This is a genomic window from Mesorhizobium sp. WSM3862 (assembly GCF_002294985.1).
Classification (GTDB): domain Bacteria; phylum Pseudomonadota; class Alphaproteobacteria; order Rhizobiales; family Rhizobiaceae; genus Mesorhizobium.
In genome coordinates, this window is record NZ_NSGE01000002.1 from 123,509 (window position 1) to 139,816 (window position 16,308).

Annotated in this window: 16 protein-coding genes and 2 pseudogenes; 12 read left to right on the forward strand and 6 right to left on the reverse strand. The window is 62.3% G+C overall.

All coding sequences use genetic code 11. The features are described from left to right. Window positions 1-306: 306 nt before the first annotated feature. On the reverse strand, window positions 307-1,974 hold the full coding sequence (gene nodU / locus CK224_RS04990; protein ID WP_095780994.1) for a nodulation protein NodU: 1,668 nt from the start codon (window positions 1,972-1,974) through the stop codon (window positions 307-309). 649 nt (window positions 1,975-2,623) lie between these two features. Beyond that, window positions 2,624-2,797: pseudogene (locus CK224_RS04995) on the reverse strand (IS110 family transposase); the annotation flags it as partial. 807 nt (window positions 2,798-3,604) lie between these two features. On the opposite strand from CK224_RS04995, the gene CK224_RS05000 reads away from it, so the two are divergent. The 9 genes from CK224_RS05000 (at window position 3,605) to rlxS (ending at window position 11,563) form a co-directional block, all read left to right on the forward strand. Then, entirely contained in the window at window positions 3,605-4,567 is a 963-nt protein-coding gene (locus tag CK224_RS05000; RefSeq protein ID WP_095780995.1) for a zincin-like metallopeptidase domain-containing protein, read from the forward strand. Next, on the forward strand, window positions 4,564-4,692 hold the full coding sequence (locus CK224_RS32295; protein ID WP_280952246.1) for a hypothetical protein: 129 nt from the start codon (window positions 4,564-4,566) through the stop codon (window positions 4,690-4,692). Before CK224_RS05000 ends, CK224_RS32295 begins: the two co-directional genes overlap by 4 nt. Window positions 4,693-4,704: 12 nt before the next feature. After that, a complete protein-coding gene (locus CK224_RS05005) occupies window positions 4,705-5,124 on the forward strand; it encodes a DUF2958 domain-containing protein (protein WP_095780996.1) in 420 nt (139 codons plus the stop codon). A gap of 78 nt (window positions 5,125-5,202) precedes the next feature. Continuing rightward, complete coding sequence (locus CK224_RS05010) at window positions 5,203-6,933, forward strand: ParB/RepB/Spo0J family partition protein (RefSeq protein WP_095780997.1); 1,731 nt, start codon at window positions 5,203-5,205, stop codon at window positions 6,931-6,933. A gap of 529 nt (window positions 6,934-7,462) precedes the next feature. Then, window positions 7,463-7,786: a DUF736 domain-containing protein gene (locus CK224_RS05015; protein ID WP_095780998.1), complete on the forward strand. Its 324-nt coding sequence runs from the start codon at window positions 7,463-7,465 to the stop codon at window positions 7,784-7,786. Between the two features lie 150 nt (window positions 7,787-7,936). Continuing rightward, window positions 7,937-8,197 (forward strand): helix-turn-helix domain-containing protein, encoded by a 261-nt coding sequence (locus CK224_RS05020; RefSeq protein ID WP_066995517.1) that lies wholly within the window; start codon window positions 7,937-7,939, stop codon window positions 8,195-8,197. Further along, window positions 8,194-8,742 carry a S26 family signal peptidase gene (locus tag CK224_RS05025; RefSeq protein WP_095780999.1) on the forward strand — a complete coding sequence of 183 codons (549 nt, stop codon included), beginning with the start codon at window positions 8,194-8,196 and terminating at the stop codon, window positions 8,740-8,742. Before CK224_RS05020 ends, CK224_RS05025 begins: the two co-directional genes overlap by 4 nt. After that, entirely contained in the window at window positions 8,730-9,413 is a 684-nt protein-coding gene (locus CK224_RS05030) for a lytic transglycosylase domain-containing protein (protein WP_095781000.1), read from the forward strand. The genes CK224_RS05025 and CK224_RS05030 overlap by 13 nt, the downstream gene beginning before the upstream one ends. Before the next feature lie 179 nt (window positions 9,414-9,592). Next, complete coding sequence (gene rlxS / locus CK224_RS05035; RefSeq protein WP_095781001.1) at window positions 9,593-11,563, forward strand: relaxase/mobilization nuclease RlxS; 1,971 nt, start codon at window positions 9,593-9,595, stop codon at window positions 11,561-11,563. A gap of 62 nt (window positions 11,564-11,625) precedes the next feature. On the opposite strand, the gene CK224_RS05040 is transcribed toward rlxS, so the two are convergent. The 4 genes from CK224_RS05040 to CK224_RS05055 all read right to left on the reverse strand — a co-directional run bounded on the left by CK224_RS05040 (window position 11,626) and on the right by CK224_RS05055 (window position 14,571). Then, entirely contained in the window at window positions 11,626-13,185 is a 1,560-nt protein-coding gene (locus CK224_RS05040) for an E2 ligase fold family C protein (RefSeq protein WP_095781002.1), read from the reverse strand. Between the two features lie 3 nt (window positions 13,186-13,188). Beyond that, window positions 13,189-13,575: a Mov34/MPN/PAD-1 family protein gene (locus CK224_RS05045; protein ID WP_245425740.1), complete on the reverse strand. Its 387-nt coding sequence runs from the start codon at window positions 13,573-13,575 to the stop codon at window positions 13,189-13,191. A gap of 98 nt (window positions 13,576-13,673) precedes the next feature. Next, window positions 13,674-14,282 carry a putative metal-binding protein gene (locus tag CK224_RS05050; RefSeq protein WP_095781004.1) on the reverse strand — a complete coding sequence of 203 codons (609 nt, stop codon included), beginning with the start codon at window positions 14,280-14,282 and terminating at the stop codon, window positions 13,674-13,676. Beyond that, window positions 14,275-14,571, reverse strand: a complete 297-nt coding sequence (locus tag CK224_RS05055) for a DUF2604 domain-containing protein (RefSeq protein WP_095781005.1) — start codon at window positions 14,569-14,571, stop codon at window positions 14,275-14,277. The genes CK224_RS05050 and CK224_RS05055 overlap by 8 nt, the downstream gene beginning before the upstream one ends. Window positions 14,572-15,354: 783 nt before the next feature. On the opposite strand from CK224_RS05055, the gene CK224_RS32465 reads away from it, so the two are divergent. From CK224_RS32465 to CK224_RS32475, 3 genes and pseudogenes are all read left to right on the forward strand, one after another. After that, a complete protein-coding gene (locus tag CK224_RS32465) occupies window positions 15,355-15,492 on the forward strand; it encodes a hypothetical protein (RefSeq protein ID WP_348628374.1) in 138 nt (45 codons plus the stop codon). Between the two features lie 21 nt (window positions 15,493-15,513). Further along, complete coding sequence (locus CK224_RS32470; protein WP_348628379.1) at window positions 15,514-16,005, forward strand: DUF1403 family protein; 492 nt, start codon at window positions 15,514-15,516, stop codon at window positions 16,003-16,005. After that, a pseudogene (locus tag CK224_RS32475) lies at window positions 15,984-16,303 on the forward strand (DUF1403 family protein). The gene CK224_RS32470 and the pseudogene CK224_RS32475 overlap by 22 nt, the downstream one beginning before the upstream one ends. Window positions 16,304-16,308: the final 5 nt, after the last annotated feature.

A 16,308-nucleotide genomic window follows, 5' to 3' on the forward strand; every position in this document is an offset into this window, starting at 1 on the left:
TGCCCGTACGAGGGCAATTGGTGAAGGCAAACGATGCGGCAATCGGCACGCAACTTGCTCCGACAATTTTGTCAGTGGAGACGTCAGCAGTGCTTCATGGAACTCACCGGTGATTGGCCAACGATTGGGCGGCGTGGTTATCGAATCCTGACGCGAAATACAGTGAGGAGAGCCTTGATGCCCTATCCTTCGACGCCACGGGCATGTGACGCCGGTTGCGCCGCCTGATGCTGCTGCATGTACGCGCCAAACTAGGCGCGATCGTCCCTGTACACCCAGCCAGCCTTATTGACGACGCAGCGGCGACTAACCTGTTTTAGTCAACAGCAACCCATTGCACCAAACGTGGTCCACGCATCCCCACTCACATGCTGCCGCAGCATCCGGAAAGAACCCACGTCCGTTAAGGTTGGCACTCGTGTTGCAGAGCAGCGGAATGCCAGTGAGTTGTTCATATTCGACCAGGAGCTCTGCAATTGGGTGATCAGATTTTCTAGAAACTGTCTGTAACCGTGCAGTCCCGTCGAGATGAACGACGGCCGGGATTTTCTCTTTCCACCCCGAACGAGTTCGGTGATCGAACAGCATGTAAGGATCCGGCGTGCCAGGTTCGAATATCTCAGGTGCACGATCCTCCAAGCATATTGGCGCCACCGGCCGGAAGTGCTCTCGACGTTTTAATTTGTTGAGGTGGTCCTTCATTTGCGGCGAAGTCGCGGCCGCCAGGATACTTCTGCCTCCCAACGCACGCGGTCCAAGCTCTGCACGGCCAGCGAGGAAAACGACAGGCTTGCCGCCGGCGAGCACGCTGGCAAGTTCTGCCAAGCTGCATGGAGCAGCCTGCCATCCCGGCGGCACGGGGCCATGCTTCATGTTTGGCCCGCTGTAGACTGACCAATCGAGGTAAACGAGGCCTTTGTTAGCAGCCAGGGCGCAGCAAGCGGCGCCGATCGCCGACCCGCTGTCGTTGGGAAACGGAGGCACCCAGACTGTATCGAACAAACCGCTCGCGCGAAGTGCACTGTTCCATTTGATATTCAGCCCGCATCCGCCGGCGATGCACAGGTTTCGCGTTCCGGCAACCGAGAGCCCACGCAGCGCGTTTGTCATCTCACGAACGAGAAGGCGCTCGAGAAAGGCATGAAACGAAGCAAGTATGTCCTCGGGTGTTTCGGCGACTAGCCGTAACTCGCTTTCATCGAAGAAATCATGCACGGCCGTGAGTAACGCGTCTTCGGAGCGGCTGTTGTTTCTATATTCAATAGCAAGCTTCGTGTCGCCGGCGAAATGTTGGTCGTAAAGCTCCCCAAATACTGTCACGATCTTTTCGTTGACAGATCCGAGCGCGATATAGGCCATCAGCTTGCCGGCGATATCCAGATTCCAGCCGGTCCTCGTTTCCTGCCTGTAAGGACCGAAGTGTTGGCCCGCGGCGGCATAGGCATGACCCATCATCGGAAATAGGCATTCGATAAACCGCACTCCGCTTGGTTCCACGTAATAAAGCCGCGGGAAGATGAAGCCGTCCCATACCAGGCAAAGGGCAGGTTCTTTGGCTTTAGCGAATGGGCTGGTGCAGTACGCGGAAGCTACGTGGCCAAGGACATGCGGATAACTTTCATAAGAAAATACCCCGCCGCCCAGCACGAGGCCTGAGCCGTGACAAGCTGTCAGGGGACTTTTAGGATCCCGCTCCACATATGGCGCCCCGTTAAGAGTGACCGGTGTGCCCTCACTAACAACCTGGAATTGCGACTCGATCTCACCGTCCCAGCCATCGATGACGAACCGGTCAACATCGCGCGGATCCAGGCCATGTTCCGCTAAGGCGGCAACAATCGTTTCAAGACGATCAATGGATTGATATCGTGGATTATTGTCGAGTTTCTCCTGCTCGATGCAAAAGACCAATCGGCCGTCCTCGACGACAGCGATTGCCCCGTCGTGCGTTAGCTTGATACCGCAAATTCGCATAATAGATCCATGTCAAGTTAGCTGTGGAACAACTTAGAACAACCGAGGAAAACGTGAGCTGGAAAGCACGGGACATAGGCTTTCAGGCAATGCGCTATGCAGTATGAGGACCCATCGGTAAACTTGATTGTTTGGATATAGTGCATCCATGGCGTGGATAGGCGTGCCATGTCCACGGTCGACTAGCCCGCTTGATGCACGACGATGAGCGACAGCATGCCGCCGTCGAAACGCGCGACTACGACTTGCTGCGAACAGTCGGACGGCAATTTGATCCTGCTTCGGTTTGAAATTCGCTACCAACGCAACAGGTTGGCTGAATCCGGTTGATCGTCACAGCCGTTGACGCACCCGGCTTCTTCATGCTGCTCGATGTTCAGGGCCGCGAGCCTCGAGGGGTTTCGCCCGCTTCCACCTCAGCGGCCCCCAGACATCGGCCGAAGCCGTGCCGGTCCACCCACCAGGTTCCGCAAGCGACGGGGTGCCCGTTTCGCCATCCCCTGCCGTTTTGTCGCAATTGCTTAAGGTGGGGCCTCCTTCTCGCCCTCCAGTCCCGTCAGGCTGCTTTCACCGACAGGCAGCATAACCCGAGAGCATCGACCAGACGATCCTCGCATTCTTGTTGCGCGTTCCGGTCTTTCTTGTTTGACTTGACGTATGGCGTCGGGCTGATCAGCCGCACCTGGTGGCCAAGCTCAGTGAGAATGCGAGTCCAATAGCGCGCTCCATTCGAAGCCTCCATGCCGACCAGACACGCGGGCAAATTGGCGAAGAAGCGGGCCATCGCATCGCGACGCAGCCTCTTTCGCACAACGACATTCCCGTGGTTTTGAGGCCATACCTCACCAAATCCAGAAATCTCCGAACGACCTGCATGGCATCCTCCTTCATCGGTTGACGTTCGAGATTCCAGACACCGCGGCTCCTCGCGGTTATCTCCGCGGCTTTCTTATTTTAGCTTAGGGGGAGTCAAGCAGACGCTTTCCACCGCCATCTGGAAAACCAGAAAATCCAGTTCATTTACCGGCCATGTGGGCAATTGCGCGCAATAGTGATTGCAGTGACGCTCACGGCTTGCTTACAGATCTCGGCTCACGCATGAACATTGCCCGCGCGGTGAACGGCCGGCAGCGGCTGGCCAACTCGCGCCGCACTCCTCAACGACCCCGCTTCGCCACTCGCCGACAATCCGCAAGTCCCAGAAAGCCGCCAAGGGCGTCGAATTCGCAGCGGTCGACTTGACGCCATCGGCACTGCTGAGCGCCCGCGCGCCTGAAGGCGCGCGCCGCGTGCTCGTGAACCGAGCCCGCTTTTTCTTCGGCAAGCTCAGGCGGTCTCGGCCCTGCGGCTTCGCCCCCTGGCGCGGGGCAGCCTCTCGGCTGCTGACGGTCGCCGGCCCATGGGCCGGCGTCGTTTCTTGTATTGGCCTTCCCCGGTGGCGCGCGGTGGGCGGCACTCCCTTCTAGGCCCGCCGCGGCGTCCCGCAACCCTTCGCTTGACGCTTCGGGTCCTCCTCTTCGTTCCGGTCCTTCGGATGCGGGCCGCCTTGGACGTCGGGCCTTTCCGGTCGCTTTCGCCGCCCACCCCGCTTCCGGGGAGGGCGCGGGATTGAAGAGCGGAGGACCAGACGATGGGTGCAAAATACAAGCGTTCCAGTAGCCGAGAGGCTGGCGCAGGCAAGAGCGGGCGCACGGGCGCCAGCCTTTATCAGGAAATCACAGATCGCATCATCGCCGAGCTGGAGCGCGGCACCGTGCCATGGGTCAAGCCATGGGGCAGCGCGAAGGCCGGCCTCGGCATGCCCAGCAACGCGGCCACCGGTCGCCGCTATTGCGGCATCAATATCCTGATCCTTTGGGGCGCTGTCTTCGAGCGCGGGTATGCCAGCCAGAACTGGCTGACCTTCCGGCAGGCGCTTGCCCTTGGCGGCAACGTCAGGAAGGGCGAACACGGCACAACAATAGTGCATGCTGACCGGTTCGTCCCAAAGGGCGAAATGGAACGCGCCAGGGCCGACGGCGATGAGCCGCACGCCGTGCCCTTTCTGAAGCGCTTCACCGTCTTCAATGTCGCGCAATGCGACAACCTGCCGGAACATCTCTATGCCGCCGCAGAACCGCTGCCCGAGCGTCAGATCATCCCGCAGGCCGAGGCGCTGATTCACGACTGCGGCGCGGATTTCAGGATTGGCGGCGATCGCGCTTTTTACATGCCGGGCAGCGACTTCATTCAGGTGCCGCCGCAACCCGCTTTCTTTCACCAGATCGACTATTACCGCACCTGTTTCCACGAGCTTGGCCACTGGACCGGCCATTCAACCCGGCTTGCGCGCGACCTTTCCGGCTCCTTCGGCTCGAAGGCCTATGCGCGCGAGGAACTGGTCGCCGAAATCTGCGCAGCCTTCGTCTGCAGCTCTCTCGCCATCGAGCCGACCGTGCGCCATGCCGACTACATCGGCTCATGGCTCGCCGTGCTGCGCCAGGACAACCGCGCCATTTTCCGCGCCGCCAGCCAAGCCTCGAAAGCCGCCGATTTGCTGCTTGGCCTCAACGCCGACGACGAAGGCAAGCCGCATGACGAGATCGCCGCATGAGCGCACTCGATTCGCCATGCGCGACCGCCTTGCGCCTCTGCGCCGAGCGCGCGCGCTCGGCGCAGAGGCCGCTCGCATCCGCCTGTTTCAAAAAAGCCGATCTCAATCAACCCCAACCGTTTTGAAGGAATTCCGCAATGATCCTGATCACCGACGACCTTTGCTCCCGTCTCCTCGCTAATGGCGCTTCCGACACCGAAACCGATCATTTCCCGGTCGTAAAACTGTTCGATCCGACCGGTCCCGCGACCTGGCTCTTGAGCGAACTCGATGCGGACGGCGACACGCTGTTCGGCCTTTGCGATCTCGGCTTCGGCTTTCCCGAACTCGGCAGCGTCAGCCTTGCCGAACTGCAAAGCGTCAAGGGCCGGCTTGGCCTCGGCATCGAGCGCGACCGCTATTTCAAGGCCGAGTTTCCGCTCTCCGTCTACGCCGAAGCCGCTCGTCTGTGTTGCCGCATTACCGAGGACGAGCGGCTGCTGCGGCAGGCAGCAGATGCGCTTGCAGCCCCCCATTCCGAGCTTCCGCCTGACACGGCGGAACAGACGCGCCGCTAGGCGCGGAAACCGTCCCGCCGCGCCGGCCTAGTGGCCTTTGCGGCGGGAGAAACCTCAACCAACCGAAGGAGACAAATCATGCAGCTTGCTCATATTCCGCTTGATAGGCTTAACATTTCCGCCCTCAACATGCGCCACGGCAAACGCGCGCCGGATATCTCCGATATCCTGCCGTCCGTTCGCGCGCGCGGCGTTCTCGTGCCGCTTCTGGTGCGGCCCAACGGGACGCCGGAAAGCTTCGAAATCGTCGCCGGACGGCGACGCTATTTCGCCGCCAAGTCGCTCGCCGACGAGCGCGGCGAGAGCGACGCCTTGCCCTGCGCCATCATGGAGGATGGCGACGACGCCGATGCGCTGGAGGCCTCGCTCATCGAAAACATTGCGCGCCTCGACCCCGACGAAGTCTCGCAATGGGAAACCTTCTCCCGGCTGATCCGGGAAGGCCGCACCCTTGCCGACATCGCCGCCACCTTCGGCATCACCGAGCTTCAGGTGAAACGCAGTCTGGCGCTCGGCGAGCTTCTGCCCAAAATCCGCGAAGCCTACCGCCGCGAGGAAATCGACGCCGAGACGGCCCGCTATCTCACCATGGCTTCGAAAGCGCAGCAGAAGGACTGGCTGGCGCTTTATGCCGATCCCGAGCAATACGCCCCGCGCGGCTACCAGCTGAAACAATGGCTGTTCGGCGGCCAGTCGATTTCCACCAAGGTGGCGCTGTTCGCCATCGAGGACTATCCCGGCCTCATCGTCTCCGACCTGTTCGGCGAGGACAGCTATTTTGCCGATGCCGACCTGTTCTGGCTGAAGCAGAACGAGGCGATCGCGGCCAGGCGCGACGCCTATATCGAGGCCGGATGGAGCGAAGTGACGGTGCTCGAACCGGGGCAGTATTTCCACTCATGGGATCACGAGAAAACCCCGAAGAAGAAGGGCGGCAAGGTCGTCATCACCGTCTCGCATCGCGGCGAGGTCGAGTGTCACGAGGGCTGGCTGTCGCGCAAGGAAGCGCGCCGCGCCCGCGCCGATGACGAGGGCGGCGAGCAGGACGAACAGGTCGTCAAGCCGTCGCGGCCTGAACTCACCGGCCCGATGCAGAACTATGTCGATCTGCATCGCCACGGTGCCGTGCGCACCGCCTTGCTCGACCATCCCGCCATTGCAATGCGCCTCATGGTGGCGCATGCGATTTCCGGTTCAAGCCTGTGGCAGGTGCGCCGCGAGCCGCAACGCGCGGCGAACGAGACGGTCGCCGCCAGCCTCGCCGCCTGCAAGGCCGAAGCCGCCTTCGCCGAGAAGCGGCGCGAAATTTTGGCGCTGATTGGGCAAGCGGACGACGATGGCCCGCTCGCCGGCGGCCACGGCGACGCCTTTGCTTTCGCCAGCGTCTTTGCCCGCTTGCTGGCGCTCTCCGATGACGATGTCTTGCGCGTTCTCAGCCTTGTCATGGCCGAGACGCTCGAGGCCGGCAGCGCCGTCATTGAGGCGCTTGGGCATAATCTGAACGTCGACATGGCTGCTTTCTGGCAAGCGGACGAGGCGTTCTTCGAGCTACTGCGCGACAAGGAAGTCGCCAATGCCATGCTCGCCGACATCGGCGGCAAGCCTGTCGCCGACGGCAATGTTTCGGAGAAGGTCAAGACGCAAAAGAAGATCATCCGCGACTTCCTTGCCGGCGAGAACGGCCGCGAGAAGGTGCAAAGCTGGCTGCCGCGCTGGATGAAATTCCCCGCCCAAAGCTACACAGCGCGCGGCGGCTTCCGCACCGCCGATCAGTGGGCCAAGGTCCGGCACCTGTTCGTGTCGGAGTGACCGGTCAAGCCTCAAGCGGCGGCACTTCGAAAGCCGCCGCTTGGGGCACCTCTCGGGCAGAACCGGTTGCACTTTCGCGATTTTTGAAGCGCGCACTGCACGCGGTGGTCCGACGCAAACCGATGCCAGCCCTGTGCCACGCCGGAACGCTCGCCGAGGCGCCACTCGGGTTAGGCACGTCGTCGCTGGCTGCGGTGTCTGAACCCGTGCCAAGCCCGGCACCCGCCATGTTGCTTGGGGATCGGTCAGCCGATCGCGCGATCAGTCTCCCAAGCGTCTTTCAGGACCATTTCCCTGCGGTTGGCTTGTTGACCTATGGGCGGTTCCGGCCCGCCCGAAACCCTCGGCCAGCAGCTTTTTTCCCCGCCGCCTGCGGCGGCTCCTCGCGCCCGCTTCGCTCCAAAAAAGCCGCCCGCTCGGGTCCTCCGCTGTCGCTGCGGCCCTTCGGGTTCAGGCGGGCCGGACGCGCCCATCACGGTCCGCCATCGCAGGGGAATGGTCCCCGGCGACAGCAAAACAGGAGACTAACATGACCGCGATCGGATACGTCACCAAGCAGGAAAACGGCGGCTACAAGGGCCAGCTCAAGACGCTCAGCGTCCGCGCCGACATCGACATCGTGCCCAACCAGGGCAAGACCGCCGACAATCATCCGGACTTCCGGGTGCTGACGCAAGGCATCGAAGTCGGCGCCGGCTGGATCCGCATCGGCGAGGCTTCCGGCAAGGATTATGTGAGCCTGTCGATCGCCGCCCCGGAGTTTGGTCCGCGCAAGCTCTACGCCAATCTCGGCCGCGCCGCCGGCCAGGACGATGACGACACCTACGCCATCATCTGGAACCCCGCCGACTAAAACGGCGGAGCTCCGGGCCCCGCGCCGCGACCGGCGCGGGGCTCATCCCAAGAGCGGCGAAAACTCGCCCCCGACTCTTCGCCCGTCCCCGCAGCGACCTCGCTCGCCCATCCTCTCCGTCGCTTCTCCTTAAGCGACACGAGGACAATCATGGACGACGAAAACGAACGCGCCGCCCGCGCCAAGAAGGGCAGCCCGTTTCTCAATACCGCGCAAGCGGCCTTCTATATCGGCCTCTCCCAGCGCACGCTGGAAAAGATGCGGCTCAAGGGCGGCGGCCCGAAATTCCGCAAGCACGGCCGCTATGTCCGCTATCACATCGACGAGCTCGACGAATGGTCGAAAGGCCATCCGCACTACGGCGCTCCGGAAGCCGGTTCCACGCCGGCCGACGATGGAGGCCGCTCATGAGCCGGCGTCCATTTCTGCGCATGATCGGCTCCGGCCTGCGCCGCGTTCGCGCCCGCAAGACGATCGCCATTGCCACGATTGGCCTGAGCCTTTTGGCCTTCACGGTACTCGCAAAACCAACGCCATGGCTGGTCTGGAACGCCTCGGCCAGCGCGCCGATCGGCCTCTACCGCGTCGCTGCGGGCACGCCGGCGCGTGGCGATCTGGTGCTCGTCCGCCCGCCTGATTACGTGGCCTATCTGGCGGCCCAACGCGGCTATCTGCCCCGCAATGTGGCGCTGGTGAAGCGCCTTGCAGCGGTCCCGACCGAGCATGTCTGCGCCTTCCATGACGCCATCATCATCGGCGGCGACATCGTGGCGCGCCGGCTCAAGATCGACGCCCAAGGCCGGCCCTTGCCATGGTGGAATGGCTGCCGGGCGCTGACGAAGTCCGAGGTGTTCCTGCTCGGCAGCGAGACCAGTCGCTCCTTCGACAGCCGCTATTTCGGGCCGGTGCCGGCCGCCAATGTCATCGGGAGGCTCGTGCCGCTATGGACCGAGTGACGCTCCTGATATTAGGCATGATCGCCACCGCGCCATGCGCCTGTTCCGCCTCGACCGGCGCCGAGCCGGTCGCCATCTCCCAAAGTCCGCAGCTTCGAAACTGGCAGCAGTTCGTAGCGGAAGCGAGCCGGCATTTCCGTGTTCCGCAGGCCTGGATCTACGCCGTCATGGATGCCGAAAGCGGCGGCAACACCATGCGCGACGGCCGCCCCATCACCTCTCGCGCCGGCGCCATTGGCCTCATGCAGGTGATGCCCGCCACCTATGCGGAGATGCGCGTGGCCCATGGTCTCGGCCCCAATCCGCACGATCCGCGCGACAATATTCTCGCCGGCACCGCCTATCTCCGAGCCATGTATGACCGCTTCGGATTCCCCGGCCTGTTCGCCGCCTACAACGCAGGCCCCGAGCGCTACGAAGGGCATTTGAAGCACGGCAAGCCATTGCCGAAAGAGACAGTCGATTACCTCGAGCAGCTCAGGGCGGCCGGGGTTTCGGCCACTGACATGAAACAATTCAAGGGCAAATCTGTCGCTCCGGCGAGGCAAAAGGCAACCTCGGGGCGCTCGCTGTTCTTCCTCCACGACGGTTTTCGCGCCGGCGCGCGAAACCGCGATCTCTTCGTGCCGCTTCGCAAGGATGACATGCCGCCGAAGGAGCCGGATGGCTAGGAGTTTGGAGGCGGTGCGCGCGCGACAAGGGCAGGGCGCGTAAGGCAAGATAAAGGCACCGCCTCCCGTAGGCGGCCAAGTATCTGTCTGCACATCGTTTTTCCAGGAGGCAGCTGGCGGCGTCAGGAGGCTGCGGCGCCTAAACGGTTGATCTGGCTTTGGATTACCCGGAGGCCGGCATGCAGGACGATGAATTCAGGCCGAAGCTCGGCAAGATCGGGTCGCGCGGATCGAAAGCAGGCAAACGCTTCGCCACTCAGATCCGGACAGCGATCAACAGGGCCGGCGGCCGGCTGCAACGCGATGGTCGCTTCACCGGAAGCCGGGCAGGGCGGGGAGGGGCGGCCGCAGCGCTGCTCAAGTCACGCGACCGCTACGCTGCCTTTCGGCTGCGACGTGTCGTCGTCAAGGCACGGGTCGTCAAACTGGCCGGCAAGGGTTCGGACGGAGCGCGCGCACACCTGCGCTATCTTCAGCGCGACGGCGTCACCCGCGAAGGCGATCCTGGCGAGCTCTATGGCGCCGACAGCGACCGCGTCGACGGCAAGGCATTCATCGATCGCGCGGACGGAGACGGCCATCAGTTCCGCTTCATCGTCGCAGCCGAAGATGGCATCGAGTATGAGGACCTCAAGCCGCTGACTCGGCGCCTCATGGCTCAGATGGAAGAGGACCTCGGCACCAAGCTCGACTGGGTCGCCGTCGACCATTTCAACACCGGTCATCCGCACAGCCACATCATCGTGCGTGGCAAGGACGACCGCGGGGAGAACCTCGTCATCGCGCGTGAGTATATTTCGAGCGGCATCCGCGAGCGCGCTGCCGAGCTGGTCAGCCTCGATCTCGGTCCACTCACCGATCGCGAGATCGAGCAGCGCCTGCGCCAGGAAATGGAGCAGGAACGCTTCACCAGCATCGACCGGCAACTGCTGCGCATGCGTGACGATGACGGTCTTGTTTCGACAAACGGCCGCGACACCTTTCGCCAGACGCTGCATCAGGGCCGGCTTCGCAAGCTGGAGCGCATGGGTCTGGCCGAGGACGTCGGCGCTGGCTCCTGGCGACTCGACGGCGAGCTGGAAGCGACCCTGCGGCGTGCCGGCGATCGCGGCGACATCATCAGGACCATGCATCGCGAGCTGGCCGGCAAGGGGCTCGCGCGCAGTGCCGCCGACTGCGTGATCCACGATCGATCCGGTGAGCCGGCCCAGCCCGTCGTCGGCCGCGTCGTCGCTCGCGGGCTCGCCGACGAAATCAATGACCGGCAATATCTTCTCGTCGACGGCGTTGACGGTAAAAGCCATTGGATCGACATCGGCAAAGGTGAGGCCACCGAACCGATGCCAGAAGGCTGCATCGTGCGTGCCACCCCGAGGAGCACCGAGCCGAGGCAGGTCGACCGTACTGTCGCCGAGATCGCCGCCGCCCATGGCGGCCGTTACGACGCTGATATCCACCTGAAGCATGAGCCATCCGCCACCGAGAGCTTTGCGCAAACGCATGTCCGGCGGCTGGAGGCGATCCGCCGCGCGACCGGCGGCATCGAGCGAGAGCCGAACGGCACTTGGCTGGTCGCGCCGGACCATCTCGATCGTGTCGCGGAATACGAGCGCCAGCGGGCCAGGGCCGAGCCTGTCGTTGTCAACAGGCTGTCATCAATGCCGCTGGAGCACCAAGTCAGCTTTGAAGGTGCCACCTGGCTCGACCGGGAACTGGTTGCCGACGGACCAGAGCGGTTGCGCAACTCAGGCTTCGGGCATGAGGTCCGGGAGGCGCAAGCCAGCAGGCGGCAGTGGCTGATCGCTCAAGGCCTCGCGCGCGAAGAGCAGGATCGGATCGTCTACCGCCCCAACATGCTTTCGATCCTGCGGCAGCGTGAGTTGAACCGTGTTGCCGGCCAACTGTCGGCGGAACTTCGTCTGCCCTATGCTGAAGCGCGATCCGGAGAACGAGTAGAGGGTACGCTCCGCCGCTCCGTCGAGCTTGCCAGCGGCAAATATGCCGTGATCGAGAAGTCGCGCGAGTTCACACTGGTGCCATGGCGACCGGTGCTAGAGCGACACATCGGCAAGGAGGTGTCCGGGATCATGCGCGGGGAGGGGATTTCCTGGGCGATCGGCCGGCAAAGGAGTGGGCCAAGCGTGTCATAGTGGCGCCAACATCTCACGCGCACAAGCCGCCGCTCTGCGGCAAGGGAGACGTCGGCGTCTGCTTAGGAGCCGGAGACATCGCTTAGCTGCTCAACGTTCTTGCTATATTTGCGCCTGTAAGCGGCAATGAAATCGCCGTCGCTGCAGATGCAGCGGCCGCTGGAATCTTTGGCCTTCGGATCATGCAAATGAGAGCCAAGGGGGCGCAGAAGATTCACCCGAGTGCTCGTCGTCGGGCTCATGGGAAAACCCGCACTATGTTTGACCAGCTCCGCGGCAAGCATAATCCCGGCAAGCGCTGACTGAAAGGCCATCGGAACCACGGTTCGAACGAGGCGATTTCCATCGCTGAGCTGGAACACCAGACCGCCGCAGATCGCCTGCTGATAAAAGGAGCGCAGGGGCTGGCCAACAAACGGCGCTAGCGGTTCAAACGGCACAGCCATCGCAGTAGCCACCCGAATGACAAAGTCGTTGGGAACTCCGGCATTGGTCTGCAGCAGCATTTTCACCTGCTCGTGTGCTTCCGGTATTCCGAGTTCCTCGGCAATCAGCTGGTGCTCGTCCTTGGATTTTCCAGACGGCAGGTACATGCAACAAAGGCAAGCCCGGCTGTCGTCGAAACCATGCCGGGAGATACCGAGATCGTGCTCCTGGGTCCAGGCATTCGCGATCCATCGGGGCAGAGCACCTTGGACAGCGAGACGGTCGGCGGCGGTGTCAAGCGCCACACCCACTTGGTCGAAGACCCAATTGCCCCTGCGCATAACATATTCTGCCCACTTCAACGGGTGCGCCTCAACATCGAGGGCGGTCGATCGAAGGGCGGTGGTTGCAAGGACTGCCTTGGACATGCCTATCTCCGCCTGGCCGGCCAGTGCGTAGCGCTGCAGGTTTGAGAGCTCGATCGTTTCGTGATCGATTACATGCAGGCGACCCGAGAGGCCGGGTTGTCTCGCTAGGGTCCAAAGCGAGCCATGGCCTATCGCGCCGAGCCCAACGAGGTGCGTTTCGCCAAGGTCGACAGGGAAGTCGATCGGGCCTGCCTCGCCGGCTTTGGTATTGTCGTAGCTGTATAACGAGAGGTCGATGGTTTCGTCCAACTCGGCGCCGGTCAGCTGGGCGGCGAAAATGGTTCGAAAGACATTGGCGGCGCCGAAGCAACTGGCGGCGCCAGCTCCATAGGGCAGCAAACTTGGGCCAGAGCCCACCGGGTCCGTACGCGACAGCTTGGCCGACCAACCGTCCGATCCCATGAAAAAGGTCGGGCACCGGAGTGATGGGCGCGTTACCCCTGCGACTACGCAGACCGTGGCAAACTTGCCAGAACGCCGGATTCCGACTTTTGGATTGATCGACTTTGCCAAGCGCTCCAGCGCTTGGGTTTGAGAATTGGCCGCACTGTCCAACGGGAGTATTGCCAGAACTGGGTAGAGTCTGGCGAGCAATCTCACCGTAAGATCTAGTGTCGCCTGGCCTTCGGGGCAGGAAGCGGCCTGATCGTCGAAGGCGACGGCCACGACCTGCTTTTCAAGAGCGGCTTTGAAGTCTCCCAGATGAAAATCGGCTAGGACCTGAGATGCCGCCGTAGCGGCACGGTCGATGAAGTTAGCGAATGCCATTATTCAACTCGTTATCGTGATCATTCGCGACAGTGCCGCGGAAGGGAGCGCATTCCAGTTGGCCTTTCCGTCAAGCCGATAGGCGGCAACCCGAGCAAAATCAAAAGGCTCGCGGGCGAAATTCGGCACTACGAGCGACAAGCAGCCCACCGTGGTTGCTATCGCGTAGGCGTCATCCGTTGTCGAATGGTACGCCCGGCCCGGATGACTATGGATCTGCGCCAGGAGCGTCAGGCCACGTCTGTAGAGCCAAACATTGAGCCGGTGCAGTTCTTCGGCAGGAACCATCACGCATACGCCGTCGCTCGTCCGGATGTGACGTTGCGCCGGGATGACCGTTTCTGTTACGGCAAAGTGCTGGTCTTGCTGAACGCCGACCCAGAGCGCCATGCCTTCATAGCCCTGCTGTCCAACGGAGCGCAGATGCGCCTGTACAGCGGACACACAGTCTCGGGGGAGGTCAACTGTCCTGACGTCCTCCAGAGCGGTCATTCCGGGATGGCTGGCAGGGGTGCTGCCAGCCCCACCACTGAAATTTGGAGCTGAAGCTGCTCTACTGGAGTGAGTCCGTATTTGATTATTTGGTACAGGATGAAGGCCAAACAGCCTTCTCCAGAACCCCGGTGGAGAAGCCATGAATCACCTGAATGGGCTGGATTGTCGTGGTATTCCCGCACGCCTGCCATGCACAAGAAGGGCGCGTGTTCCATACTATTGGCCTGGATGAAGTCCGTCAGCTGCACGGTATTCTGCGGCAAGACCGGAACAATCTCCGTTGGGGGTGCGGGTAGAGGCGACCGTCTCAGCATCTTAAGCTGTAGATCCTTGCGGGCAATCGGCTGGCGCCTAAATGGGTCGACGAAGACTACTGAGGGAGGTCGTAGGTCGTAGTTGGAGAAGTCGATCTCGGCAGCTGCACCGATTACCTGTGGCTTTAACTTCGGCGGCGCAAAGATGAAGAAGGCGTTCGGGAAGACTGCTTCGATCAGGAAGCATCCCTGCGCCCGATAAACACCCGCTTGTCCAAGGAACCAGCCGATCTCCCGATCAAACTTCGCTCGGGAGACCTCCGGATCCACAGTTTGGGGTTCAGCCACCTGCGACGCCCGCCTTCAGGCTGAGGAACAGGGTCACAGCGTTCACGAAACCGAAATCGCTAACCTTCTTGTCGACGTCGAGCAAGTTGCCGGCCTCATCCTTGCACTCCCAATTCTCGGCCGGTTGGGCAACATTCTGCGTGTTCTCAAGGGCTTTGGTACGAATGACGTGAAGCGGCTGGTTGGGATTGGCTTCGACCTGCGTGGGCTGGCCGTTCACCACTACCGTGATCTCGATCTTGCCTGGTCCGCCGCCGTGATTATCGCTCTTACCCGAATCCTTCGACATTTGTCCTACTCCTGTGGCTTGCCAACCCGCCCCCCCGGGCTCTGTTCCCACCTGCCAGTGAGACCGTCGGTCTTCAATCGTCCACACGGCGCCACGACCGCGAGTACGCGAAAGACAGGGGATAAGCTACCGAATCGGTGCCAGCTCTTTTATGCGTGACTTGAGCGGCAAGTAAACTGGCCAAAATTGCTCTTCACAACTATAATCGATTAGAGCAATGCGAAAATATTGGCGACACGCCGGCTGATGTGCTCTTTCACTCGCCTGCTCCACTTGCAGCGTGCAACGTTGGCTGGCGCCGTGCAAGTCCGGCGGCCGGTATGATTTCATGTTCGACTGGGCAGGCGCTGTGATGATTTGGCTGGGGCGCCTTCTGGCCGCTGTAATCTCGACGCAGGGTTTGGCAACCACGCAGAGCTTTAGAGTTGGTGATCGCTCGGCCTATTCGAAAGGTGTCTCGGAAGCAGTCGCCGTGACCAACTCCGGATACCGCGATAGTCACGACGAGATGACGGGACGTGAGTGGTTGCACCGAACCGTGCTCCGGGTGCGCCCGAAGAGCGATGTTAGCCACCTAACCTATTACGAGTGGGAGCGAGTGGGAGTTAAACAACTGATAAGGCAACATTATCGTTCGTTGTGTTTGTGCGACAGGTACAGCGCTTTTTGCCTATTTCCGTTGCCAAAAGCGCCGCCATGAATCATCGTGTCTGAGATGATTCTGCGTCCCAAACCCTCTGTACGCCACGGGCCCTTCCCGGTGCCACGGCGGTCGCGCCGATCATGGCGGTGCCGGCCTGGCTGCGCCGGGCCATCCTGGATGCGGAAACCCTTGCGGGCAAAGAGGTTGAGGAGGTCGCGCTCGCCGCCGGCGCCACCATTGGCGCGCTCGATGCGATGGTGCGTCGGCAGGAGCGGTGAGCTGGCGCCTGGCGGCAGCGGCTGGCGCTTTCGGCGGCCGCGGCAACGGCGAAGCAGGCCGGCCGCGTCGAGGATGAAAGCGCGCTGCGTGACGCCGTGCTGCTCACACGACCGAGCGATTTTTTGTCCGTCGGCCCCGCCGGATCGATGCTCCTGGCTTGGCGAAGGCTGGCCGGCACGCCTGCCGAGAAACTGCTGACCGAGGCGAGCATCGGCGCGGTGCTGGATGACCTCGGTCTCCGCCGCGACGACGAGGTGGTCAGCGACCTGGCGGACGATCTTCGGCAGCTTTCCGCAGGTATCGGAACGGTCGGCATGCTGACCGGCGCGTTCGCGACTGCCGAGAGATATGGTTTCGCACGAGCCTTCGGATGCTGGCTCGCCGACGCCCTGCTGGCGCAGCGGCTGGGCTGGGCACACGCGGTGCCGCTGCTGGGCGCTGAAGCGGCCTTGGGCGCAAGCGCTCGCCCGCGCCGATCGGCTCCGGCTCTGTGGCGACAAGCATTGAAATAAATCCTGAGCGTGCCAAAAGCCTGCTTGCGGCGCAGGCGCGCTGCGCGCTGCGCGCGATTGATCTTTCCGCTGAGCTCGAGCGCCGCGCGGACCGGCTGCTTGCCGTTGCGCCGAAACTCAGGGCCAAGGCGGCCGACGCTGTTGTCAACAAGCTCCTGTCCGACGATGCGATCGTTGCCTCGGAAAAGATCGCCGGCATGTCGACCGTGGGCTGCGCCGCCTGTTCGACCGTCTGGTCGAACTCGGCGCCGTGCGCGAGCTTTCCGGCCGCCCCGCATTCCGCATCTACGGGCTGTGACGATC